19 protein-coding genes are annotated in these 23,275 nt (G+C 58.3%); 16 read left to right on the top strand and 3 right to left on the bottom strand.

The window, feature by feature from the left end; genetic code table 11:
- Nucleotides 1-83 precede the first annotated feature (83 nt).
- Nucleotides 84-1,487 (top strand): PLP-dependent aminotransferase family protein, encoded by a 1,404-nt coding sequence (locus CKF42_RS10660; protein ID WP_111208159.1) that lies wholly within the window; start codon nucleotides 84-86, stop codon nucleotides 1,485-1,487.
- On the opposite strand, the gene CKF42_RS10655 is transcribed toward CKF42_RS10660, so the two are convergent.
- Nucleotides 1,484-1,966 (bottom strand): YlaC family protein, encoded by a 483-nt coding sequence (locus tag CKF42_RS10655; protein ID WP_009087228.1) that lies wholly within the window; start codon nucleotides 1,964-1,966, stop codon nucleotides 1,484-1,486. The genes CKF42_RS10660 and CKF42_RS10655 overlap by 4 nt on opposite strands.
- 311 nt (nucleotides 1,967-2,277) lie before the next feature.
- On the opposite strand from CKF42_RS10655, the gene CKF42_RS10650 reads away from it, so the two are divergent.
- Together CKF42_RS10650 and CKF42_RS10645 are read left to right on the top strand one after the other, a co-directional pair.
- Nucleotides 2,278-2,877, top strand: coding sequence for a cupin domain-containing protein (locus tag CKF42_RS10650; RefSeq protein WP_111208158.1), 600 nt, complete (start codon nucleotides 2,278-2,280; stop codon nucleotides 2,875-2,877).
- A 280-nt stretch (nucleotides 2,878-3,157) separates the two neighbouring features.
- Nucleotides 3,158-6,013: a bifunctional diguanylate cyclase/phosphodiesterase gene (locus CKF42_RS10645; protein WP_111208157.1), complete on the top strand. Its 2,856-nt coding sequence runs from the start codon at nucleotides 3,158-3,160 to the stop codon at nucleotides 6,011-6,013.
- Here the strand turns inward: CKF42_RS10645 and CKF42_RS10640 are convergent.
- A complete protein-coding gene (locus CKF42_RS10640) occupies nucleotides 6,004-7,068 on the bottom strand; it encodes a LacI family DNA-binding transcriptional regulator (protein WP_058958356.1) in 1,065 nt (354 codons plus the stop codon). The two genes, CKF42_RS10645 and CKF42_RS10640, sit on opposite strands and share 10 nt — an antisense overlap.
- 223 nt (nucleotides 7,069-7,291) lie before the next feature.
- On the opposite strand from CKF42_RS10640, the gene CKF42_RS10630 reads away from it, so the two are divergent.
- Together CKF42_RS10630 and CKF42_RS10625 are read left to right on the top strand one after the other, a co-directional pair.
- Nucleotides 7,292-8,602, top strand: a complete 1,311-nt coding sequence (locus CKF42_RS10630; protein ID WP_111208156.1) for an MFS transporter — start codon at nucleotides 7,292-7,294, stop codon at nucleotides 8,600-8,602.
- Between the two features lie 10 nt (nucleotides 8,603-8,612).
- Complete coding sequence (locus tag CKF42_RS10625; protein WP_111208155.1) at nucleotides 8,613-10,976, top strand: TIM-barrel domain-containing protein; 2,364 nt, start codon at nucleotides 8,613-8,615, stop codon at nucleotides 10,974-10,976.
- Between the two features lie 280 nt (nucleotides 10,977-11,256).
- Here the strand turns inward: CKF42_RS10625 and ftnA are convergent, their stop codons facing one another.
- Nucleotides 11,257-11,763, bottom strand: coding sequence for a non-heme ferritin (gene ftnA, locus CKF42_RS10620; RefSeq protein WP_009087216.1), 507 nt, complete (start codon nucleotides 11,761-11,763; stop codon nucleotides 11,257-11,259).
- Nucleotides 11,764-12,253: 490 nt separating this feature from the next.
- On the opposite strand from ftnA, the gene CKF42_RS10615 reads away from it, so the two are divergent.
- The 11 genes from CKF42_RS10615 to deoB all read left to right on the top strand — a co-directional run bounded on the left by CKF42_RS10615 (nucleotide 12,254) and on the right by deoB (nucleotide 23,264).
- Entirely contained in the window at nucleotides 12,254-12,922 is a 669-nt protein-coding gene (locus CKF42_RS10615) for a nucleoside recognition domain-containing protein (RefSeq protein ID WP_009087213.1), read from the top strand.
- Nucleotides 12,912-13,388, top strand: a complete 477-nt coding sequence (locus CKF42_RS10610; protein ID WP_009087211.1) for a YjiG family protein — start codon at nucleotides 12,912-12,914, stop codon at nucleotides 13,386-13,388. Before CKF42_RS10615 ends, CKF42_RS10610 begins: the two co-directional genes overlap by 11 nt.
- A gap of 4 nt (nucleotides 13,389-13,392) precedes the next feature.
- On the top strand, nucleotides 13,393-14,496 hold the full coding sequence (locus tag CKF42_RS10605) for a M20 peptidase aminoacylase family protein (protein WP_111208154.1): 1,104 nt from the start codon (nucleotides 13,393-13,395) through the stop codon (nucleotides 14,494-14,496).
- 284 nt (nucleotides 14,497-14,780) lie between these two features.
- Nucleotides 14,781-16,367 (top strand): peptide chain release factor 3, encoded by a 1,587-nt coding sequence (gene prfC / locus CKF42_RS10600; protein WP_009087207.1) that lies wholly within the window; start codon nucleotides 14,781-14,783, stop codon nucleotides 16,365-16,367.
- 258 nt (nucleotides 16,368-16,625) lie between these two features.
- Entirely contained in the window at nucleotides 16,626-17,240 is a 615-nt protein-coding gene (osmY, locus tag CKF42_RS10595) for a molecular chaperone OsmY (protein ID WP_046102542.1), read from the top strand.
- Between the two features lie 98 nt (nucleotides 17,241-17,338).
- Complete coding sequence (locus CKF42_RS10590) at nucleotides 17,339-17,500, top strand: DUF1328 domain-containing protein (protein WP_003848537.1); 162 nt, start codon at nucleotides 17,339-17,341, stop codon at nucleotides 17,498-17,500.
- Nucleotides 17,501-17,719: 219 nt separating this feature from the next.
- A complete protein-coding gene (locus tag CKF42_RS10585) occupies nucleotides 17,720-18,772 on the top strand; it encodes a patatin family protein (RefSeq protein ID WP_111208153.1) in 1,053 nt (350 codons plus the stop codon).
- Nucleotides 18,769-19,566 carry a TatD family hydrolase gene (locus tag CKF42_RS10580; RefSeq protein ID WP_111208152.1) on the top strand — a complete coding sequence of 266 codons (798 nt, stop codon included), beginning with the start codon at nucleotides 18,769-18,771 and terminating at the stop codon, nucleotides 19,564-19,566. The genes CKF42_RS10585 and CKF42_RS10580 overlap by 4 nt, the downstream gene beginning before the upstream one ends.
- Nucleotides 19,567-19,775: 209 nt before the next feature.
- On the top strand, nucleotides 19,776-20,555 hold the full coding sequence (gene deoC / locus CKF42_RS10575; RefSeq protein ID WP_111208151.1) for a deoxyribose-phosphate aldolase: 780 nt from the start codon (nucleotides 19,776-19,778) through the stop codon (nucleotides 20,553-20,555).
- A 62-nt stretch (nucleotides 20,556-20,617) separates the two neighbouring features.
- A complete protein-coding gene (gene deoA / locus CKF42_RS10570; RefSeq protein ID WP_111208150.1) occupies nucleotides 20,618-21,946 on the top strand; it encodes a thymidine phosphorylase in 1,329 nt (442 codons plus the stop codon).
- Between the two features lie 94 nt (nucleotides 21,947-22,040).
- The gene (gene deoB, locus CKF42_RS10565) at nucleotides 22,041-23,264 is read left to right on the top strand and encodes a phosphopentomutase (RefSeq protein ID WP_009087193.1); all 1,224 of its coding nucleotides are present in this window, start codon (nucleotides 22,041-22,043) and stop codon (nucleotides 23,262-23,264) included.
- Nucleotides 23,265-23,275 lie beyond the last annotated feature (11 nt).

The following is a 23,275-nucleotide window of genomic DNA, read 5'->3' as shown; positions in this document are numbered from 1 at the left end:
GGGGCTGTTTAAGCGGTTCATGCCGCCTGTCATTGGCCGCCGCGCGTGGTAAAGTCACGCGGTCAGACAAGGAGAGATGAGCCGTGGCGAAATACCAGCGATTGATGGATGAGATTCAGCAGCAGATAGAGGCCGGCATCTGGCTGCCGGGCACACGCTTACCCTCGTTGCGCCAGCAGGTGGCGCAGCAGGGCGTCAGCCTGATGACGGTGCTGCACGCCTATGAGCTGCTGGAGAGCCAGGGCTGGATCGTCTCCCGTCCCCAGTCGGGATACTACGTCGCGCCCCGCGCGCTGGCACCCGCGCCCATGAGCGTGGCGATCAGCGAGCAGGTGGATATCAACGACTTTGTGTTTGATGTGCTGCAGGCAACGCGCGATCCGGCGATAGTGCCGTTTGGCTCCGCCTTTCCCGACCCCGCGCTGTTTCCGCAGCGTCAGCTGATGCGCTCGCTGGCGAATGTCTCCCATCACCTCACGCCAACCGATGCGCTGCATAACCTGCCGCCCGGTAACGCCACGCTGCGACAGCTGCTGGCGCAGCGCTATGCGCGTCAGGGCATCACGCTGTCACCGGATGAAATTGTCATCACCAGCGGGGCGCTGGAGGCGCTGAACCTCAGCCTGCAATCCCTCACCGAGCCGGGCGATTACGTGGTGATTGAGCATCCCGGTTTTTATGGCGCGCTGCAGGCGATTGAGCGGCTCAAGCTGAAAGCGCTGGCGATCCCGGTGGATGCAAAACAGGGCATCGATCTCGTCCAGCTGGAGGAGGCGCTGCAGCGCTGGCCGGTAAAAGCCTGCTGGCTGATGACCACCCTGCAGAACCCGCTCAGCGTCACCCTGACCCCGGAACGCAAGCAGCAACTGGTGGCGCTGCTGGCGTGCTATCAGGTGCCGATGATTGAAGATGATGTCTATGCCGAACTCTGGACAGGCGATGTCGCGCCGCTGCCGGCCAAAGCCTGGGATCGTCAGGGCAACGTGCTGCACTGTGGGTCATTTTCAAAATCGCTGGTGGCGGGATTTCGCGTTGGCTGGGTGGCGGCGGGACAGCATGCGCAGCGTATTCAGCGGCTGCAACTGATGAGCACGCTCTCGACCAGCGCGCCCATGCAGCTGGCGCTGGCGGATTTTCTGGCGACACGGCGTTATGACACCCACCTGAAGCGCCTGCGGCAGATCCTGGCGAAGCGGCAACAGATGGTGCGCCAGGCGCTCCTGAAGGTGCTGCCACCCCAGGCCACGCTCAGCGAGGCGCTCGGCGGTTATTTTCTCTGGGTGACGCTGCCGGAACGGATCAATACCACCCGGCTTTATCAGCGCGCGCTGGCGCAGGGGATCAGTATTGCACCGGGACAGTTATTTTCGGCAGGCGAGCAGTTCAGTCACTGCTTCAGGCTGAATACCGCCTGGCCGTGGGACAGCCGGGCCGAGGCGGCAATCGAAACGCTGGGTCGGTTAATGGCGGAAAGCGGGGCAGATTAAACCCGCGCCGCTTCCTGATGGCCCCAGGTCAGGTAGTAGACATCATAAAAATCAACTTCGCCTTTTTGCGACAGCAGACGCTGGATGCCGCTCTTCACCCGTTCCGGCGTCTCGGGCAGCGACAGAATCCGTGACACGGCCTGCTCGCGCACCGGCTGAACGTAATACCACTCGCCGTTGTAGCAGACGCGCAGATCGAGGGCGTCGATATCCTCAAAGCGATATTTCGGGTTGATGTCCATCAGCATCAGCAGGCTCATCACCAGGACAAAGATGGTCGCAAACCAGAAGGCGGGCCAGCCAAGCATCTCGGTAGTGAAAATCAGCGCAACGCACAGGCCATAGCACAGGTACATCACCGCCCAGAGGCCGGGATGGTTTTTCAGAAACGAGAGGCTGAAGCGCGGCAAATTGTCGCGACGTTCTTCGCGGTTAAGCGTGGCAATCTCGTCAATCAGGATTTGTTTAATAGCGTCCATTGGTTACCTCTCTGTGATCTGCTAGCGATTAGAACAGATAACAGTCAAGGATATCAGAAACAGATCTGTGCGATTTTTATATAACAGTTGAACCGTGACCGGCGTCCTGCTCCGGGCGGCCTGACATTTTGCAACATTTTACCGCAGTCAGAACCGCTTCCCGTGGTGGTGCAGGGCGGGTAACACCCTGTAGTTAACGCCGCATTTGGCTTTAGTCAGCAATATCAGTCAATTATCTCAATTCTGTCGCCTGGCGCACATTGCATTGTGGCGCAGGTTTGCCACACTGATAAAAAAAGCGGAGAACCTGCATGCGTACCCCATCCTCCAGTCTGTTATTGATGATGTCTTTTGCCGCCGGCACCTTTTCGGCCGGGGCGTCTGACAATCCTCAGCACCTGATGCTCGCCATTCCGTCGGGCGGCGTGCCGAATAACCCGTTACCTCTGATTATCTGGCCACGCGTGGTGCCGGAAGAGGAGGAGATCGCCGCATGGTTTGAGAAAACCTTCGAAGAAAACGGCTGGCCACCCGCCTGGCGCTATCCGATTTTCCCTTACACCCACTACCACCCCAACACCCATGAGCTGCTGGGTGTGGCTGAAGGCTGGGCGGAAGTGCTGTTTGGCGGTGACAGCGGCCGGATGGTGACGCTGCGCGCCGGCGATGCGGTGCTGATCCCGGCAGGCGTCGGCCACCGGCAGGTCAGCGCCAGTGAAGACTTTATGGTGGTCGGTGCCTATCCACGCGGCATGTCGCCCGAGACACTGCGCGATGAGCCAGCGAAACTGAAAATGGCGCAGGAGCAGGTGAAAAAAGTGCCTCTGCCGACCCAGGATCCCTTTAACGGAAAAGAGGGGGCACTGACAGAAATCTGGCAGCCGATTGCCGCCATGCAGCCGCAGCCATAAGGGAAGTTGCTTCAGACACGCTGCTGAATAACGACGCGCGAGCCCGTCTCGCGCTTTTACCCCTCTTCCCGCAACCCCGCTCTGCGCCTTAGCCACGCGCGCTCGCCCCGATCGCGACACCATTGAACATTTGCTCACCGCTGCCGATAACTCCCCTGTTAAGATTAGTTATTCTTCTTAATACACTTGTCTTCACAGCCCATTTCCGCTGTAGTCTCCGCAGATGTATTAAGAACATTCCTAAGCCATGACTAGGCTACCGAGCAGCAGGCAAATAACAATGGATAATAACTCTGATGTCATCTATCGCATGCTGGTACAAAGCGTGATCGACTACGCGATCGCCATGCTCAAACCGGACGGAACCGTCGCCAGCTGGAATGAAGGCGGGCTGAACGTTCTGGGTTACAGGCCAGAAGAAATTATTGGCCAGCATGCCGCCGTGTTTTACAACGAAGAGGATCGTCGTCGCGGTCTGCCGCAGCGGGAACTCGATATTGCCGCCACCGTGGGACGTTATGATTACGAAGGCTGGCGCTGCCGTAAAGATGGCAGCACCTTCTGGGCGCATGTGGTGATCTATCCTATCCGCAATGATGTGGCGCAGCTGGTGGGCTTCGCTGTGGTCTGCCGCGACTGTACCCGGCAGCAGGAGCAGCAGCGCAAAGAGCGGGAACAGGAGGCGCGCTTCCGTCTGCTGGTAGAGGGCGTCACCGATTACGCCATCTATATGCTGGATATCGACGGCAACGTCGTGAACTGGAACGCCGGCGCCCAGCGCGCCAAAGGCTATGTAGCCGAAGAGATTGTCGGCCAGCATTTTTCCCGCTTTTACAGCGCGCAGGATCGTCTGAATCACGTTCCCAGCCAGAACCTGCAGATCGCCTATCGCACCGGCCGGTTTGAAGATGAGGGCTGGCGCTACCGCAAAGATGGCAGCGCCTTTTGGGCGCATGTGGTGATCGATACGATCCGTGACGATCAGGGTAAGCTGCTGGGTTACGCCAAGATCACTCGCGACTGTACCGAACAGCAGCGCGTACGCAATGAGCAGCGCGAGCAGGAGCGACGCTTCCGGCTGCTGGTGGAGGGCGTCACGGATTACGCCATCTATATGCTGGATATCGACGGCGTGGTGGTGAACTGGAACGCCGGTGCCGAGCGCGCCAAAGGTTACCGGGCGGAAGAGGTCGTGGGTCAGCACTTCTCGCTGTTTTACAGCGCTCAGGAACGGCTGAACAGAACGCCGGAAGCCAACCTCGGCATTGCGCTGAAGACCGGTCGCTTCGAAGATGAGGGGTGGCGCTACCGCAAAGATGGCAGCGCCTTCTGGGCGCATGTGGTGATCGACGCGATCCACGACGATGACGGCAAGCTGATCGGCTTCGCCAAGATCACCCGCGACCGGACGGAACGCCGTGAGCAGGAGCAGCAGGTGCTGCGCGCCCGTGATCTGGCGGAAGCCCAGAGTACCCAGAAAACGGCGCTCTCCCGTTTTCTCGATAACATCATCGCCAACATCCCCTCCTGCGTGATTGTCGAAGATGCCATTACCCGTGAGATTCTGCTGGTCAATGACCGTACCCAGCAGCTGTTTGGCCTGTCGAAATCGCTGATCGTCAACAAACGGCCGCACGAGTGCATGTCGCCTGAGTTAAGCGACTATTTCAACAATCTGGCGGATGTGGCGCTGCGCAGCGAGGGGATGCATGAGCGTGAACAGCTGCTGATGACCGCCAGCGGTGAGCGCATTCTGCACACCCGCGCCACCGCGATTAATGGTCAGGATGCACGGCGAAACTATCTGATGCTGCTGGTGGAAGATGTGACCGACCAGCGCGCCGCAGATGCCCGTATTCACCACATGGCGCACCATGACAACCTCACCAGCCTGCCGAACCGTCTCCTGTTCCGCCAGCGCCTGAGTGAAGCGCTGCGCAACGCGGGTCAGACGCCGCGTCAGACCGCCGCGCTCTGCCTGGATCTGGATAATTTCAAGAATGTGAACGATGCGCTGGGCCACCAGATTGGCGATGAGCTGCTGCGCAGTGTGGCGAAGCGGCTGCGCAACGTGCTGCGCGATCAGGATACCCTGGCGCGTATCGGCGGCGATGAGTTCGCCATCGTGCTGCCGTCGGTTGCCAGCGGTGACGAGGCGAGCGTGGTCGCGCAGCGGCTGATCGAGGCCATTCGTCCGCCGGTCAACATCGAAGGTCATAACCTCTCGGTCGGGCTCAGCGTCGGTATTGCGCTCAGCACCACCATCACCAACACGCCGGAACAGCTGCTGCGCTGTGCCGACATGGCGCTGTATGAGGCCAAACGCAACGGCCGTAACCGCTTTGAGCACTTCACGCTGGAGATGGACGACGTGGCACGCAGCCGCCGCCTGATTGAAAATGACCTGCGCGATGCGATCAGCGGCGGGCATCTGCGGCTCTACTACCAGCCCATCACCAATGGCGACCACCACACCATTATTGGCTATGAAGCGCTGATGCGCTGGCATCATCCGATTCGTGGCCTGATCATGCCCAACGACTTCATTCCGATTGCGGAAGAGACCGGCCTGATTCATATGCTGGGCGCGTTTGCGCTCTATGAAGCCTGTCGCGAAGCGGCGAGCTGGGAAGGCAACCAGTCGGTGTCGGTTAACCTCTCACCGCTGCAGTTTAAAAACAGCTCGCTGGTGCCGGTGGTGGAGGGCGCACTGCAGGAGTCCGGGCTGGATCCGGCGCGGCTGGAGGTGGAGATCACCGAATCGGTGCTGCTGGATGATTCGCTGGGGAATATCCGTACCCTGCAGAATCTCAAGGCGCTGGGCGTGCAGATTGCGCTGGATGATTTTGGTACCGGCTATTCGTCGCTGAGCTATCTGCGATCTTTCCCGTTCGACAAAATCAAAATCGACAAATCCTTTATTAACGACATGGGGGACAGCCGTGAGGCGCTGGCGATTATCCGGGCCATTACCGGCATGAGTCGCAGTCTGGATATCCAGATCACCGCCGAGGGGGTGGAGAGCGATGAGCAGTTTATGAAGCTGCGCGATGAGGGCTGTACGCTGTTCCAGGGCTTCCTGTTCGGGCGTCCTCAGCCGTCGGAACTGCGGCTGAAAACGCTGGGTCAGTCGTAAAGGCCATGCTGCTGAACCGGCGCATGGCTGAGGTTGTCGCGGATGCGGCGCACCGATTCGCGCACCACCAGCCGGCCATTCAGCAGCAGGGTGCCGGCCGGGGTGGCAGGATTGAGTCGCATCTCCTGCAGCACTTTCACGGCGGCGGCCCCCAGCTCATCACGCGGCACCTGCACTGAGGTCAGGGGAATATCGTGGATGGCGGCCAGGTTAAAGCCATCCATGCTCATGACCGAAATATCCTGCGGCACCCGCAGGCCCGCCTGCTCCAGCGCGCTGACCGCACCTGCGGCAATGTAATCACCGCTGGCCAGAATGGCGGTCGGGCGCAGCACGTCCGGGCAGTGGCGCAGATATTCACCGAGCCGTTCCGCCGCTTCATTGCTGCTGAAGCTGTTCAGCGTCAGCAGATGCTGACGGCTGTCGAAGCGCAGATTCATCGCATGCCAGGCGTCACGCACCCCCTGCAGCCGCTGCTCCATGGTGTAGCGGCGCAGGCAGTGCAGCGACAGGATCTGCCGGTGCCCCTGCTCAAACAGGTAGCGGGCTGAAAACTCCCCAATCAGCTGATGATCCGGCGAAACCGAAGGCAGCCGCATACGGCGATCGCGGGCGTTAATCAGCACGCAGGGTTTGTTCATCTCCGCCGCCAGTTGATGAATGTGCTCATCATCAATGCCGATCAGGATTGCCGCTTCGGTCTGCTGCATCTTGTCGATAAACAGCGCCGCGTCACTCTCCACCTCTTCCAGCGGAGAGTAGCGCAGCCGCACCTCGTGCGGCTCCACTGCCTGACTGATCCCCTGAATCACTTTGTAGTAGAAGATGTCACTGCGCACGTCGAAGGCACGCGGCGGCGCGAAGACCATCAGATTATTCAGCAGCAGGCGACCGCTGTGCAGGTTATCCAGCACACCCTGCTGCTGCGCCACGGCCAGCACCTTGTCGCGGGTGGCGGGGCGGGTGTTGGCTTTGCCCGCCAGTACCCGTGACACCGTGCTGATCGAAACGCCGCTCAGCGCCGCAATTTCGCTTACTTTCAGCCTTTGTTTCATTCTGTGATCGCCTTCAAATCTGCCAGTGAAAAATTTTTCATAACCTGCTGAATCGCGTCAGATGGGCGTTTCAGTGTCATTTCCTGCCGGTAATCAGCCTACCATGAAAAGAGTTGCAAAAAAGAGGCTGTACCCACGTTTCGCACTTTTCTAAGTTCGCTAAAAGGACACGCGGTACGCCAGCAGGCGGTGTGATTTATCAATGGAAATCAGGAGTGGCACTATGAGCCTCGAATCGACAACCAAACCCGTCAGTGCTTCACGCACGGTGCGCGTGATTAAAAATTTACGCTGGTGGATGCTGGGGATGTTCCTGCTGGGTGTGACCGTTAACTACATCACCCGCAACTCACTCGGCATTCTGGCACCGGAACTCAAAACCAGCCTCAACATGAGTACCGAACAGTACTCCTGGGTGGTGGCGGCGTTCCAGCTGGCCTACACCCTGTTTCAGCCGGTCTGCGGCTGGCTGATCGATGTGATTGGCCTGAAAATGGGCTTCCTGATCTGTGCGCTGGTCTGGTCGGTCACCTGTCTGCTGCACGCGGGGGCCGGAAGCTGGCTGCATCTGGCGTTGCTGCGCTTTGTCATGGGGGCGTCTGAAGCGGCCGCCACGCCAGCTAACGCCAAAGCGATTGGTGACTGGTTCCCGAAAAAAGAGCGGCCGGTGGCAGCAGGCTGGGCGGGCGTCGGCTTCTCCATCGGGGCGATGCTGGCACCGCCCATTATCTACGTTTCCCACATCAACTTTGGCTGGCAGGGCGCCTTCCTGCTGACAGGCAGCCTGGGGCTGCTGTGGGTGCTCTTCTGGTGGTGGGGCTATCACGCTCCGCAGAGCCATCCGCGCCTTTCTGCTGAGGAGCGCGATTTTATCAATCAGGACAACGAAGCCATCGGCGAGAAGCTGCCGTTCTTCAAAGCGCTGAAAGTGATTGGTAAAGAGAAGAAGTTTTACGGTATTGCGATTCCGGCCTTTCTGGCTGAACCCGCCTGGGCGGTGCTGAGCTTCTGGGTGCCGCTCTACCTCGCCAATGAGCGCGGCATGGATCTGAAGCAGATCGTGATGTTTGCCTGGCTGCCCTTCCTGGCGGCTGACCTTGGCAGCGTCGCCAGCGGTTATCTCACCCGCATTTATGTGCGCTGGTTCGGTTTTACCCGCGTCAACTCGATTGTCGCCAGTTCGGTGACGGGCGCGCTGTTAATGGTTTCGCTGGCGCTGATGACGCTGGTGAAAGATCCCCTGCTGGCTATCGCGCTCATCTCCATCGGTGGCTTCGGGCATCAGGTCATCTCCTGCATGCTCAGTGCGCTGGTGGTGGAGCGTTTCGATCGCCGTCAGATGGCGACGGTCAACGGTATGCGCGGCTCCTGCGCCTGGATTGCCAGCTTTATCTTCTCGCTGATTATCGGCGTCACCGCCGACACCATCGGCTTTAATCCGCTGTTTGTGGCGATGGGCTTTTTTGACCTGATTGGTGCCGTTTTCCTGGTGATGCTGATCGCCGATCGACGCCAGCGCCCGGCTAACCCATAAGGATATCGTGATGAAAACCCTGAAGAACTGGACGCTGCATCAGCAGGCCGACCACTTTGTTGAACTCAAGGTCGAAGAGCGGCATCACCTGCGGCTTTACGTGCTGGAGGAGAAGCTGATGCGCGTTCTGCTGAAGCGCGATGGCGAGCTGGCGCTGGACCGCACCTGGAGCATTGCGCCGGTTACGGATGTGCCCTGGCAGGGACGGGATCGTGAGGCGCTGGACGGCTTTACGCTGCCGCCCTTTCAGGTTGAGCACGATGCTCAGCAGCTGCGCCTCAGCACGTCACGGCTGCGGGTTACGGTGCATCAGCCGCTCTGCCTGAGCTGGGAGCAGTTTGATGGTGAGAACTGGCAGCCGCTGACCGCCGACCGTCACACCGGCGCCTATCTGCTCAACGCGCACGGGGATGGGGTGGAGCACTATCAGCGTCGTCAGCCCCAGGATCGGGTTTACGGTCTGGGCGAGAAGAGCGGCGACCTGAACCGCGTCAACCGGCGCTTTGAGATGCGCAATTTGGACGCGATGGGCTACAACGCCGCCAGCACCGACCCGCTCTATAAACATATTCCGTTTACCCTGACGCAGCGCGATGGCGTCAGCTTCGGTTTGTTTTATGACAACCTCAGCAGCAGCTGGCTGGATCTCGGTAACGAACTGGATAACTACCATCTGCCTTACCGCCGCTACCGCGCTGAGGCGGGCGACCTTGATTACTATATGATGCTGGGCCCGACGCTGCTCGACGTCACCAAAGCCTTTGTCCGCCTGACCGGACGGACACTGTTTCAGCCGAAGTGGAGCCTGGGCTACAGCGGCTCGACCATGCACTACACCGACGCGCCGGATGCGCAGCAGCAACTGCAATCCTTTATCCGTCTGTGTCACGAGCATGAGATTCCCTGCGACTCGTTCCAGCTCTCTTCCGGCTATACCTCGATCAATAACAAGCGCTACGTGTTCCACTGGAACTATGACAAAGTCCCGAATCCCGACGGCCTGAGCGCGGCGTTTCACGATGCCGGGATGAAGCTGGCGGCTAACATCAAGCCCTGTCTGTTGCAGGATCATCCGCGCTATCAGGAGGTGGCGGACCGGGGGCTGTTTATTCGGGACTCTGAGCAGGATCGCCCTGAGCGCTCGGTGTTCTGGGATGATGAGGGTTCGCACCTCGATTTTACCCATCCGGAGGCGGTGCGCTGGTGGCAGGAGAACGTTACCCGACAGCTGCTGGAAAAGGGTATCGACGCCACCTGGAACGACAACAACGAATATGAGGTGTGGGATGGCGAGGCACGCTGTCACGGCTTTGGTCAGCCGATCGCCATCAAGCATATCCGGCCGGTAATGCCGCTGCTGATGATGCGCGCCTCCATGGAAGCGCAGCAGCAGTTCGCCCCGAACAAGCGTCCCTATCTCATCTCGCGTTCCGGCTGCGCCGGGATGCAGCGTTACGTGCAGACCTGGAGCGGGGATAACCGCACCAGCTGGCAAACCCTGCGCTATAACATCCGCATGGGGCTGGGCATGAGCCTGTCGGGGCTGTTTAACGTCGGACACGATGTCGGGGGATTCTCGGGCGATAAGCCCGATGCCGAGCTGTTTGTGCGCTGGGTTCAGAATGGCGTGATGCATCCGCGCTTTACCATTCACTCATGGAATGATGACCACACGGTGAACGAACCCTGGATGTACCCGGAGGTGACGCCGATGATCCGCGAGGCGATCCGGCTGCGCTATCGTCTGATGCCTTATCTCTACACGCTGGCCTGGCTGGCCAGTTCGGAAGATGAGCCGATGCTGCGTCCGACCTTCCTCGACCACGAGCAGGATCCGCGAACCTATGAGGAGTGTGATGATTTCATGCTGGGTCGCGATCTGCTGGTCGCCAGCGTGGTGGAGCAGGGCGCGCGCAGCCGTCAGGTTTATCTGCCCCGTCATGCCGGTGGCTGGTATGACTGGCACAGCGGCAGGGCGTTTGCGGGCGGCGAGACGATCACACTGGATGCGCCGCTCGATCGGCTGCCTTTGCTGGTGCGGGCCGGTGCGGTCATTCCGCTGGGTGAGTGTGAAAGCACGACCGATGCGCGGCGCGACACGGTGCGGCAGTGGCAGATATGGCCTGCACCTGAAGGGGTAACGACGCAGGGACAAACCTTTGACGATGATGGTGAGAGTCACGGCTGGCAGCAGGGGAACGCCCTGTGGCTCAGCTGGACGTTATGCAGCAGCGCCACGCGCATCGATCTGACTGTGGAAAAACGCGGTGATTATCAGCCTGCCTGGCGGGAGATCGCGCTGTTACTGCCTGCGGGTGAAGATCGTGAGCTGTGGGTGAATGGCGAGAAAGCGGCGAGTTACCGGCTGCAGTAGCTGTGTTGAGGTGGCAGTGAAGAAAAGTCCGGCCCCGAAGCGGGGCCGTTAAGGGCAACAGCAAAACCGGACCTGCTTCGCTGTGAGATCGTGCCTGAGCAGGAAATACGGTCAGATCGGAAAGACGCAAAAGCCATCATCCATGACACGCTCGACCCGCGCCATCCATGACGCGGGACGCTTTCCTCTTCTGACCGTATTCCCTGCTAACTGAGCTTTATCATGGCTTTCTGAAAGCGTACCAGGGACGTGTCAGCAGTCTGAACCGACCTGAAAGAGATTACTCCGCGTGGTTCTCGGTGCTCATGCGGCCCAGATCTTTGTCGACCAGGAAGAGACCGTTGCCGCTGTTGCTGACCAGCGCCAGTTTATCCAGCACGGTTTTGAACAGCTTCTCTTCTTCGTGCTGCTCGGCAACATACCACTGCAGGAAGTTGAAGGTGGAGTAATCCTGTGAGGTCATGGCGGCATGCGCCAGCTCATTGATTTTACGGGTGATAAGCTGCTCGTGCTCCAGAGCCTGCTCCAGAATCTCATTGAGTGAGTTAAAGGAAACCGGCGGTGCCGCAATGGTTCCCAGTACCGGCATTGCGCCGGTGTCGCTCAGGTAATCAAACAGACGCTGCATGTGCTGCATCTCTTCACGTGAGTGCATTTTCAGGAAGGACGCGGCGCCCTCAAAGCCTTTGTCACAGCACCAGGCACTCATTTGCAGATAAAGATTGGCAGAGAAAAATTCCAGGTTCAGCTGGTCGTTTAAACGTCCAGTCATTTCAGCAGTCAGCATGGCCGAGTCCTTTTTACGAAGATGTTAATTAAACAGGCAGATGCGGCGAATTATGCATCAAATATGTTAGTAATGTGAAGCCTTTTTCGCAAAATAGGGCAATTTATCTGTTTGATTTAAATAGAATTATTCAGCAATTTGAATGCGACCAATTCTCATTTTGTATTACAGGTTATCGGCCTGACAACAGAGGGGACGGCACCACGCTAGTGCACCTGTACAGCATCCTGCTGGTGCAATCGCCCTGATGGCGGCATACGAGCGCGGCTACCGGATACGGCCAGCAGGCACGCATCCGCAGCGGACACAAAAATAAATTTCCGTCCAGTCGCGCATATCGCGGGGATGAGAGAGCCGGAGAGGCGAAACAGGGCAGGATTAAAGGCTGACTGCGTCAGCACTGGCATAAATCCTGCTTAGAACTCAGTTCCATATATTGAAACTTGCCCCGACAGGGAACAGGGGCAGGTCAGGTGATCAGGAGAAAATCATGTCAGATGAAACCCGCGTTACACCGATGAAAATGACGGCGACCCGAGGCAGTTATGTCGCGTTAATTTTTGCCATTCTGTTTTTTTCCGGGCTCTTTTATAACGTCGACGGCCTGAAATGGCTTGGCGCGTTTGATTTCACCACGCTGGGCGGCAGTTTTGGCACCATGAAAGATCCCGCCAGTAACACCTTTCTCGGCGCAGGCGGGCTGAGTGCCAAAGCCGGCTTCCTGTTCGCCCTGTCGCTGACGCCTACCGTCATGCTGGCGCTGGGCGTGCTGGAGATTTTTACCCACTACGGTGCGATTCGGGCGGCGCACCGGCTGCTGACGCCCTTACTCAGACCTCTGATGGGGCTGCCGGGGCATTGCGGGCTGGCACTTATCACCGACCTGCAAAGCACCGACGCGGGTGCAGCGTTAACGAAAGAGATGGCCGATCAGAAGCAGATCGGTAAGAAAGAGGTGGTGGTCATGAGCGCCTGGCAATATTCCGGGGCCGGGTTAATCAATAACTACTTCGCCATCGGTTCCGCACTCTTTGCCTCAATGACGCTGCCGATCATCATTCCGCTGTTAGTCATGTTCGCGCTGAAATTTGTCGGTGCGGCCATCACGCGCGCTGTGCTAAACAGTGTTTATAAGAAGGATTTTATCGATGGAAAATAAAAGCGTTACTGCCAGCAGCAACCCGTTTGACGTATTTGTTACCGGCGCACGGAAAGGTTTTCATATCGCCATCCACAACCTGATGCCGAATGTGGTGATGGCCTATGTGCTGGCGGAGGTGCTGAATCTGCTGGGTATCATGCAGTTCCTTGGCCATGTTTTTGCACCGGTCATGGGGCTGTTCGGCTTGCCGGGTGAGGCGATCACGGTGCTGCTGACGGCCTGGCTCTCGTCGTCGGCGGGAACCGGTGTGGCGGTCAGCCTGCTGACCAAAGGGCTGCTGACCGGGGCAGATATCACCATCCTGGCGCCGGCGATTTTTCTGATGGGATCGCAACTGCAATATATGGGACGGCTGCTGGGTGTGGCCGATGTACCCAAAAAATACTGGCCGCTGCTGATGCTGGTCAGCATCATCAACGCGCTGATCGCCATGTCTGTTATGCGTCTGTTTATTCAGGAGTAACGTTTTGACTAAGGTACTGGAGCATTATCACACGCTGCATGAAATCCCGGAGCTCGGTTTTCAGGAGTTCAAAACCTCGGCCTATATCGCTGACCAGCTGGAGAAAGCGGGCCTGAAGGTGACGCGCAACATTAACAACACCACCGGTATCGTGGCGGAGATTGACAGCGGTGTCCCGGGGCCGGTGCTGGCCCTGCGGGCGGATATGGATGCACTGGGACACGTGATCGACGGTGTCCCCTGCGCGCGGCACACCTGCGGTCACGATGGTCACTCGTCGGTGGTGCTGACGGCGGCCGCGGCTCTGCTGCAGGAGGGCACAGTGAAACGTGGCCGGCTGAAAATCCTGTTTCAGCCCGCCGAGGAGCTGGGCGCCGGTGCGCTGTCGATGATCGAGGGAGGCGCGCTGGATGATGTAGAGATGATTCTGGGCTTCCATCTGCGTCCGCTGGAGGAGTGCGTCGTGGGGCAGGCGGTGCCAGCGGTGCTTTACTCCGCCTGCAGCACGCTGGAAGCGACAATTAAAGGCCAGCCTGCCCATGCGGCGCGTCCGCATCTGGGCGTGAATGCGCTCGATGCCGCCGTTCAGGCGGTGCAGGCAGTCAACGCCCTGCATCTCTCTCCCGGCCTGACCTGGAGCGTTAAAGCAACCCGTTTCCTGTGTGATGCCGGGGTAACAAACTCGGTGCCGGATGAAGCCCGTGTGGTGTGGGATCTGCGCTCTCAGGAGAATGGACCGATGACCCAGCTCAAAGAGCAGGTCATGCGCGCCATTACCCACAGCGTGGCGGCGCTGGGGGCCAGCGCCGAGGTCCGGGTGCTGAAAGAGATGCCTGCGGCCGAGATCGATGATGAAGCTACGGCGGTGATCCGCGCCGCTATCGTTGAGGTACTGGGCGAAGCGGGTGCACTGCCAGCCCGCACGACGCCAGGCAGCGAGGACTTTTTCTACTATCCGGTGAAGCGTCCGGGAGTGAAAGCGGGATTCTGGGGGCTGGGTACTAACCTGACGCCAGGGCTGCACCATCCCGATATGCGATTTGACCTCAACTCGCTGGAGATCGGCGTGCAGATCTTCAAAGCCTGCGTCAGAAAGGTGCTGGGATAACAAAAACAGGGCGGGCGCGGGTCAGCCCCGCCCTGAGCCACTCTTCACCGTGCTATCTCCGCTAAATCCTGCCCCTTCCCCTGTAGGCCGCGCGCGCAAAATATTGTATGCTATGCCGCCTTAAAGCTGACCAGGTAACCGGAATTCACGCCAATGTAACTTCGCGCTGACCCGCCAACGATAAAAGATCGTTCTGGCACCGTTTACCCGCCGGTAAGGTTCTGCCGGCCACCGTGATTTATCAGCAGCGCCTGTGACCCGCGCTGCTCCATTGAGAAGAATTCATGTCTAATCCCTTTTTAGAAGAGGTGGCACGCCGCCGCACCTTCGCGATCATTTCGCATCCGGATGCCGGTAAAACCACGATTACCGAAAAAGTGCTGCTGTTCGGACAGGCTATCCAGACTGCCGGTACGGTTAAAGGCCGCGGCTCTAACCAGCACGCTAAGTCGGACTGGATGGAGATGGAGAAACAGCGTGGTATCTCCATTACGACCTCGGTGATGCAGTTCCCTTACCGTGACAGCCTGGTGAACCTGCTGGATACCCCAGGTCACGAAGATTTCTCGGAAGACACCTACCGCACCCTGACCGCCGTGGACTGCTGTCTGATGGTGATCGATGCCGCGAAAGGCGTCGAGGATCGTACCCGTAAGCTGATGGAAGTCACCCGTCTGCGCGATACGCCGATCCTGACCTTTATGAACAAACTTGACCGTGACATCCGCGATCCGATGGAGCTGCTGGATGAGGTGGAAAGCGAGCTGAAAATCGCCTGCGCACCGATCACCTGGCCGATTGGCTGCGGCAAGCTGTTCAAAGGGGTTTATCATCTCTACAAAGATGAGACCTATCTCTACCAGTCCGGTAAAGGGCACACCATTCAGGACGTGCGCATCGTGAAGGGGCTGAATAACCCGGAACTCGACAGCGCCGTCGGTGAAGATCTGGCGACGCAGCTGCGTGAAGAGCTGGAGCTGGTGCAGGGTGCCTCGCACGAGTTTGAGCAGGAAGCGTTCCTGAGCGGCGAACTCTCGCCGGTCTTCTTCGGTACCGCGCTGGGTAACTTTGGCGTGGATCATATGCTGGATGGCCTGGTCTCCTGGGCGCCGCGTCCGATGCCACGTCAGACCGACACCCGCACTGTCGAAGCACAGGAAGAGAAGTTCACCGGCTTTGTCTTTAAGATCCAGGCAAACATGGACCCGAAACACCGTGACCGCGTCGCCTTTATGCGTGTGGTGTCCGGGAAGTATGAAAAGGGGATGAAGCTGCGTCAGGTGCGCACCGGCAAAGATGTGATGATCTCCGATGCGCTGACCTTCATGGCGGGCGACCGTTCCCATGTGGAAGAAGCCTATCCTGGCGACATCATCGGCCTGCATAACCACGGCACCATTCAGATCGGCGACACCTTTACTCAGGGTGAAAATATGAAGTTCACCGGGATTCCGAACTTCGCGCCAGAACTGTTCCGCCGTATCCGTCTGCGCGATCCGCTGAAGCAGAAACAGCTGCTGAAAGGGCTGGTTCAGCTGTCGGAAGAGGGCGCGGTGCAGGTGTTCCGCCCGGTGCACAATAACGATCTGATCGTGGGTGCGGTCGGGGTGCTGCAGTTCGACGTGGTCGTCGCACGCCTGAAGAGCGAATATAACGTCGAAGCGATCTACGAAGCGATCAACGTCTCTACGGCGCGCTGGGTTGAGTGCGACGACGTGAAAAAGTTTGATGACTTCCAGCGTAAAAACGAAGTTAACCTGGCGCTCGATGGCGGCGATAATCTGACCTATATCGCGCCTACCATGGTCAACCTCAATATTACCCAGGAACGTTATCCGGACGTTCGTTTCCGCAAAACGCGCGAGCACTGATCGCGCTGTTTCCGGGCCATTCCAGCAGGGAATGGCCCTGTTTTCCCCGCTACAGACTCCTCCTAAAAACCCTGTTTTTCTGCTGTTTTAACGTGCGATCAACCAGTTAGCCAGGCAAATCACAAAATGCCGACTATGATTATTCTATCGGACGGCGAAAGAGACTTCTCTTGTCCTTACGTCCTGTAACGCAGCGGCACCTGTGCTGCTGTTTCGCCCACAGTTTTGGGTGAGTTAACTGATAGAAGGAAGATATCGATGAACAAGACTAAGATTGCTAAAACCCTGATGGCCGCCATGATTGGCTCAGCACTGATCAGCGGCAGCGCCCTGGCTGACGAATCACTTTCTCAGAAAGCGTCTCAGACTGCCGACAGCGCGGGTTCGAAAATCGATAGTTCTATGAAAAAAGTCGATGGTTATATGGATGACAGCGGCATCACCGCCAAAGCCAAAGCGGCACTGGTGGATGACGACGCCATTAAAAGCACGGATATCTCGGTAAAAACGCATCAGGGCGTCGTGACCTTAAGCGGTTTCGTCACCTCACAGGATCAGGCTGAAAAGGCTGTGGCTGTGGTGCAGAAAATCGAAGGTGTTAAATCCGTCAGCGACAAACTACACGTCAGAGACAGCAAAACCACTTCTGTGAAAGGTTATGCGGGCGATGCCGCAACGACCAGCGAAATTAAAGCTAAGCTATTAGCGGATGACATTGTTCCGTCGCGCAACGTTAAAGTTGAAACCACCGACGGCGTTGTTCAGCTTTCAGGGCATGTGGCGAGTAAAGCACAGTCAGACCGTGCTGAAAGCATCGCTAAAGCCATTGAAGGCGTGAAAAGCGTTAAGAATGACCTGACGGTTAAATCTTAATGGCTGCAGTGCGGTCACGGTTGTGGCCGCACGAATAAAAGAGACCCATCCGGGGATGAAATAAGCAGTTCGAATTTAAATAGGGTAAGGAGAGGCTTATGTTTCGTTGGGGCATTATTTTTCTGGTGATCGCACTGATTGCTGCAGCGTTAGGTTTTGGCGGTTTAGCGGGTACAGCAGCATGGGCAGCTAAAGTTGTCTTCGTTGTTGGTATTATCCTGTTCCTCATCAGCCTGTTTACCGGCCGTAAAAAGCTTTAGCCGATGAGTCCTGCAGTGTAATGCAACGCAAAGCATAGAGCGGAGACCAGTCATCGTCAGCGACAGACGTGAAGAGAGGGACACCTTCATATCGCGACGGTGGTAAGCCTGCCTGGCAGGTTTACCGGTTAAAGGAATAGAGGACTGGTTCTCCGGAATGCTGCCGCTGCAAGCGGATTGCTCCCCCAGCCTGCCCGGAGCCCTTCTGAGGTTCGCACAGTGGGTATACGCATTCCTGTCACGCTTGGTGCCATTGAACCTCTGGCACTGATCCCCTTTAAATCGCAGAAGATTGCCCTGGTGTGTGAAGGCGGCGGTCAGCGCGGTATTTTCACCGCCGGTGTCCTGGATGAATTTCAGCGCGCCCGATTTAACCCGTTTCATCTGATGCTTGGCACCTCTGCCGGTGCACAAAATCTCTCTGCCTATGTCTGTGGTCAGCCCGGCTATGCCCGGCGCGTCATTACCCGATATACCACCAGCAAACTCTTTTTCGATCCGCTGCGCTTTGTGCGCGGGGGAAATCTTATCGATCTCGACTGGCTGATTGAGATTACCCGCAGTGAATTTCCGCTGGCGATGAGCAGTGCAGAGCAGATGTTCTCCAGCGGCCGCGAATTTTATATGTGCGCCTGCCGCAGTGACGATTACACCCCTGGCTACTTCACGCCCACTGCCGACAACTGGCTGGATCTGATCAAAGCCTCCAGCGCTATCCCCGGCTTTTACCGGCTGGGGGTCAATCTGGAGGGGATCAGCTATCTCGACGGCGGCATCAGCGATGCCATTCCGGTGCGGGAGGCGGCCCGTCGCGGGGCTGACACCATCGTGGTGATCCGCACCGTGCCGTCGCAGATGTTCTACACGCCGAAATGGTTCAGGCGGATGGAGCGCTGGCTCAGTACCGGCGCGTTGCAGCCAATGGTGAATGTGGTCAACCGGCACGAGCAGAGCTATCGGGAAATTCAGCAGTTCATTGAGAATCCCCCCGATGATTTGCGTATCATCGAAATCTTTCCGCCGCATGCGCTGGCCAGCAGTGCGCTTGGCAGTCGCATCAGCGCACTGAATCAGGATTATCATCTGGGACGGCGCTGCGGCCGCTATTTCCTCGCGACGCTGGGGCAGTGGCTGAGCGATGCGGAACCGCTGACCTCGCCGCGCATCGTCACGCCGGCTGCCCCGGTGGCGAACGCGCCCGATACCCGCCAGATTATCACGCCGCCGCTGGCGGATAACGATGAGCATTACGACAAAGGATCGCTGGCATGAAGTTTATCGACACGCACTGCCACTTCGACTTTCCGCCGTTTGAGGGGGACATTCCCGCCAGCCTGGCGCGCGCCGCTGAGGCGGGCGTGGAGAAAATCATCGTTCCGGCGATTGATGCCAGCCGCTTTGAGCGGGTCTCTGCGCTGGCCGCGGCGCATCCGGCCTTATATGCCGCGCTGGGGCTGCATCCGATTGTGATTGAAGCGCATCAGGCCTCCCATCTCGACCAGCTTGAAACGCTGCTGCAACAGCGACCGCGTAAGCTGGTGGCGATCGGCGAGATCGGGCTGGATCTCTATCGCGACGATCCGCAGTTTGATAAGCAGCAGCGCTTTCTTGAGGCGCAGCTTAAGCTGGCGAAAACCTATCAGCTGCCGGTGATCCTGCATTCACGGCGCACGCATGACAAACTCGCGCAGATCCTGCGTCGTCACGATCTGCCGCGCCGTGGCGTGGTGCATGGTTTTGCTGGCAGCCTGCAGCAGGCGCAGGCTTTTATCCGGCTGGGCTATGCGATTGGCGTTGGCGGCACCATCACCTATGAGCGCGCCAGCAAAACCCGTCAGACCGTGGCGCAGCTGCCACTCTCTTCGCTGCTGCTGGAAACCGATGCCCCTGATATGCCGCTGCAGGGCTTTCAGGGTCAGCCCAATCGTCCTGAACGGGCTCGTCGGGTGTGGGAGGTGCTCTGTAGCCTGCGTGACGAGTCACCTGAAGAAATTGCCGATGCCCTGTGGCACAACAGCCAGCAGCTGTTCCGGCTCGATCCCGCCTTTCCGGCGCTGCGCCCATAAATGTGATAATAGTAACATCACATCGCCTGACGTATAATGGCCATTAATCCGCGTTATCTGCGATTTTTGTCACAGCCTGCGTGGTAATTTTGCACCAATTTCTTATTTCTATGTGACTGCTGGCACATATCAGGCCGCTTCAGAGTGTTATTATTATAACATTCCGCCGGCGAGCCGGTGGGTTGCACCCCGATTCTTTGGAGAGCCTCATGACCGATATCAAACACCTCGCCCTGCGCGCCCTGAAACTGATGGATTTGACCACCCTGAATGAGGACGACACCGATGCAAAAGTGATCGCCCTGTGCCATCAGGCCAAATCCCCGGCAGGCAACACCGCCGCAATCTGTATCTATCCGCGTTTTATTCCGATTGCGCGTAAAACGCTGCGCGAGCAGGGCACGCCGGAGATTCGTATCGCCACGGTGACGAACTTCCCGCACGGCAATGATGACATCGACATTGCGCTGGCCGAGACCCGTGCCGCAATCGCCTACGGTGCCGATGAAGTGGATGTGGTGTTCCCCTATCGCGCGCTGATCGCCGGGAACAGTCAGGTCGGCTTCGATCTGGTCAAAGCCTGTAAAACGGCCTGTGCCGAAGCGAATGTGCTGCTGAAAGTGATCATCGAAACCGGTGAGCTGAAGCAGGAAGCGCTGATTCGTCAGGCGTCAGAAATCGCCATCGACGCCGGTGCCGACTTTATCAAAACCTCTACCGGCAAAGTGCCGGTCAACGCGACGCCCGAAGTGGCGCAGATCATGATGAATGTGATCCGGGATAAAGGCGTCAGTGAGCAGGTTGGCTTCAAACCTGCGGGCGGCGTGCGCACCGCGGAAGATGCCGCACTCTATCTGCAAATGGCGGAAGAGACGCTGGGCGCCGACTGGGCCGATGCGCGCCATTTCCGCTTTGGTGCCTCCAGCCTGCTGGCGAGCCTGCTGAATACCCAGGGTCACAACAGCGACACCAGTAAAGCCGGTTACTGATCCTTCTGGCGGTCGCGGACCGCCTTTTCCCCACCGCATCTTTTCTGAACCAGGGGGCTTTCGTGTTCCTGCCACAAGAAATTATTCGTAAAAAACGTGACGGCCATGCGCTGACTGAAGAGGAGATTCGCTTCTTCATCAACGGCGTGCGCGATAACAGCGTTTCGGAAGGCCAGATTGCTGCGCTGGCGATGACCATCTATTTTCATGATATGACCCTGCCTGAGCGGGTGGCGCTGACGATGGCGATGCGCGACTCCGGTACGGTGCTCAACTGGCAATCACTCAATCTCAACGGCCCGGTAGTGGACAAGCACTCTACCGGCGGCGTTGGCGATGTGACGTCACTGATGTTAGGACCGATGGTGGCGGCGTGCGGCGGCTATGTGCCGATGATCTCCGGGCGTGGATTGGGCCACACCGGGGGCACGCTGGATAAGCTGGAGGCGATTCCGGGCTTCGACATCTTCCCCAGCGATGACCGTTTTCGCGAGATCATTAAGCAGGTGGGTGTGGCGATTATCGGCCAGACCAGCTCGCTGGCCCCGGCGGACAAGCGTTTCTACGCCACGCGTGACATCACCGCCACCGTTGATTCCATTCCGCTGATCACCGCCTCGATTCTGGCGAAGAAGCTGGCCGAGGGACTGGATGCACTGGTGATGGATGTGAAAGTCGGTTCTGGCGCGTTTATGCCAACCTATGACGCCTCTGAGCAGCTGGCGCAGTCGATCGTGGGCGTCGCCAATGGCGCAGGCTGTCAGACCACAGCCCTGCTGACCGACATGAATCAGGTGCTTGCCTCCTCCGCAGGTAATGCGCTGGAAGTGCGTGAAGCGGTGCGTTTCCTCACCGGCGAGCAGCGCAATCCGCGCCTGCTGGAGGTGACGCTGGCGCTCTGCAGTGAAATGTTGATCTCCGGTAAACTGGCTGCCAGCGACGCCGAAGCGCGCCAGAAGCTGATGGCGGTGCTGGACAACGGCAGCGCGGCCGACTGCTTCGGGCGTATGGTCGCGGCTCAGCAGGGTCCGGCCGATTTTGTCGAACGCTACGACACGTATCTGCCACAGGCGATGCTGAGCAGACCGGTATATGCCGACCAGCCAGGCATCGTCAGCCGTATGGATACCCGTGCACTGGGGCTGGCCGTGGTCGCGCTGGGCGGCGGACGTCAGCGTGCCAGCGACAGCATTGATTACAGCGTCGGCCTGAGCGACATGATCACCCTGGGCGAACGGGCCGATGCACAGCGTCCTCTGGCGATGATTCACGCCAGCAGCGAAGAGCAGTGGCAGCAGGCCGCCGCCGCGGTGAAAGCCGCGCTGGTGCTGGGTGACAGCGCCCCGGCTGAGACGCCGGTTGTCTATCGCCGTGTGAGCGATATCCGCTAACTGGCCCGTAACCCGTGCCAGCCGCGATGCATTCAGGTATACTGATCTGATCGCTTTTTTTGACTTGTCACGCGCCAATGCGCAGGAGACTTGCATGAAACGTGCTTTTATTATGGTTCTCGATTCCTTTGGAATTGGCTCCAGTAAAGATGCCGATAAGTTCGGTGACGCAGGTTCAGATACCCTGGGTCACATCGCTGAAGCCTGTTTTAAAGGTGAAGCAGACAAGGGACGTAAAGGCCCTCTGCATCTGCCTAATCTTACCGCGCTGGGTCTGGGTAAAGCCGCGGAGCTGTCGACCGGTCGCTTCCCGGCCGGTCTGGACCCTGAGGCGACGATCACCGGCGCCTACGCCTACGCCAGTGAGCTGTCGTCGGGCAAAGATACGCCGTCAGGCCACTGGGAAATCGCTGGTGTGCCGGTGCTGTTTGACTGGGGCTACTTCAGCGACAAAGAAAACAGCTTCCCGCAGGATTTGCTGGACAAGCTGGTGGAGCGCGCTGACCTGCCGGGCTACCTCGGAAACTGCCACTCATCAGGCACCGTGATCCTCGATCAGCTGGGCGAAGAGCATATGAAAACCGGCAAGCCGATTTTCTATACCTCGGCAGACTCGGTGTTCCAGATCGCCTGTCACGAAGAGACCTTTGGCCTCGACCGCCTTTATGCGCTGTGTGAAATCGCCCGTGAAGAGCTGACGGAAGGGGGCTATAACATCGGCCGCGTGATTGCCCGTCCGTTTGTGGGCGACAAAGCGGGGCAGTTTGAGCGCACCGGTAACCGTCACGACCTGGCGGTTGAGCCACCTTCAGCCACCATGCTGAAAAAGCTGGTGGATGAGAAAGGCGGCCATGTGATTTCAGTGGGTAAAATCGCCGATATCTATGCGGAGCAGGGCATTACCAAAAAGGTCAAAGCGACCGGTCTGGATGCGCTGTTTGACGCGACGATCCAGGAGATGAAAACGGCGCCGGATCAGGCGATTGTTTTCACCAACTTCGTGGATTTTGACTCCACCTGGGGGCATCGCCGCGATGTCGCCGGTTATGCTGGCGGCCTGGAGCTGTTTGACCGTCGCCTGCCTGAGCTGATGGAGCTGGTCGGCGAAGATGACATTCTGATCCTCACCGCGGACCACGGCTGTGACCCGACCTGGCAAGGCACCGAGCATACGCGTGAGCACATTCCGATTCTGATCTACGGACCGAAGGTGGAGCCGGGCTCACTGGGCTACCGTGAGACGTTCGCCGATATTGGTCAGACAATTGCACACTACTTTGGCCTGTCCGACATGGACTATGGCAAGAACATGCTGTAAATCAGCACTTT

The organism is Pantoea sp. ARC270, assembly GCF_003236725.1.
GTDB lineage: Bacteria > Pseudomonadota > Gammaproteobacteria > Enterobacterales > Enterobacteriaceae > Pantoea > Pantoea anthophila.
This window is presented reverse-complemented; position numbering and strand designations above follow the sequence as displayed.

Excerpts from the sequence above, each read along its gene's own strand:
- CKF42_RS10655 (WP_009087228.1), bottom strand. The coding sequence starts at position 1,966 with ATGGACGCTATTAAACAAATCCTGATTGACGAGATTGCCACGCTTAAC.
- CKF42_RS10650 (WP_111208158.1), top strand. The coding sequence starts at position 2,278 with ATGCGTACCCCATCCTCCAGTCTGTTATTGATGATGTCTTTTGCCGCC.
- CKF42_RS10645 (WP_111208157.1), top strand. The coding sequence starts at position 3,158 with ATGGATAATAACTCTGATGTCATCTATCGCATGCTGGTACAAAGCGTG.
- CKF42_RS10640 (WP_058958356.1), bottom strand. The coding sequence starts at position 7,068 with ATGAAACAAAGGCTGAAAGTAAGCGAAATTGCGGCGCTGAGCGGCGTT.
- CKF42_RS10630 (WP_111208156.1), top strand. The coding sequence starts at position 7,292 with ATGAGCCTCGAATCGACAACCAAACCCGTCAGTGCTTCACGCACGGTG.
- CKF42_RS10625 (WP_111208155.1), top strand. The coding sequence starts at position 8,613 with ATGAAAACCCTGAAGAACTGGACGCTGCATCAGCAGGCCGACCACTTT.
- ftnA (WP_009087216.1), bottom strand. The coding sequence starts at position 11,763 with ATGCTGACTGCTGAAATGACTGGACGTTTAAACGACCAGCTGAACCTG.
- CKF42_RS10615 (WP_009087213.1), top strand. The coding sequence starts at position 12,254 with ATGTCAGATGAAACCCGCGTTACACCGATGAAAATGACGGCGACCCGA.
- CKF42_RS10610 (WP_009087211.1), top strand. The coding sequence starts at position 12,912 with ATGGAAAATAAAAGCGTTACTGCCAGCAGCAACCCGTTTGACGTATTT.
- prfC (WP_009087207.1), top strand. The coding sequence starts at position 14,781 with ATGTCTAATCCCTTTTTAGAAGAGGTGGCACGCCGCCGCACCTTCGCG.
- osmY (WP_046102542.1), top strand. The coding sequence starts at position 16,626 with ATGAACAAGACTAAGATTGCTAAAACCCTGATGGCCGCCATGATTGGC.
- CKF42_RS10590 (WP_003848537.1), top strand. The coding sequence starts at position 17,339 with ATGTTTCGTTGGGGCATTATTTTTCTGGTGATCGCACTGATTGCTGCA.
- CKF42_RS10580 (WP_111208152.1), top strand. The coding sequence starts at position 18,769 with ATGAAGTTTATCGACACGCACTGCCACTTCGACTTTCCGCCGTTTGAG.
- deoC (WP_111208151.1), top strand. The coding sequence starts at position 19,776 with ATGACCGATATCAAACACCTCGCCCTGCGCGCCCTGAAACTGATGGAT.
- deoB (WP_009087193.1), top strand. The coding sequence starts at position 22,041 with ATGAAACGTGCTTTTATTATGGTTCTCGATTCCTTTGGAATTGGCTCC.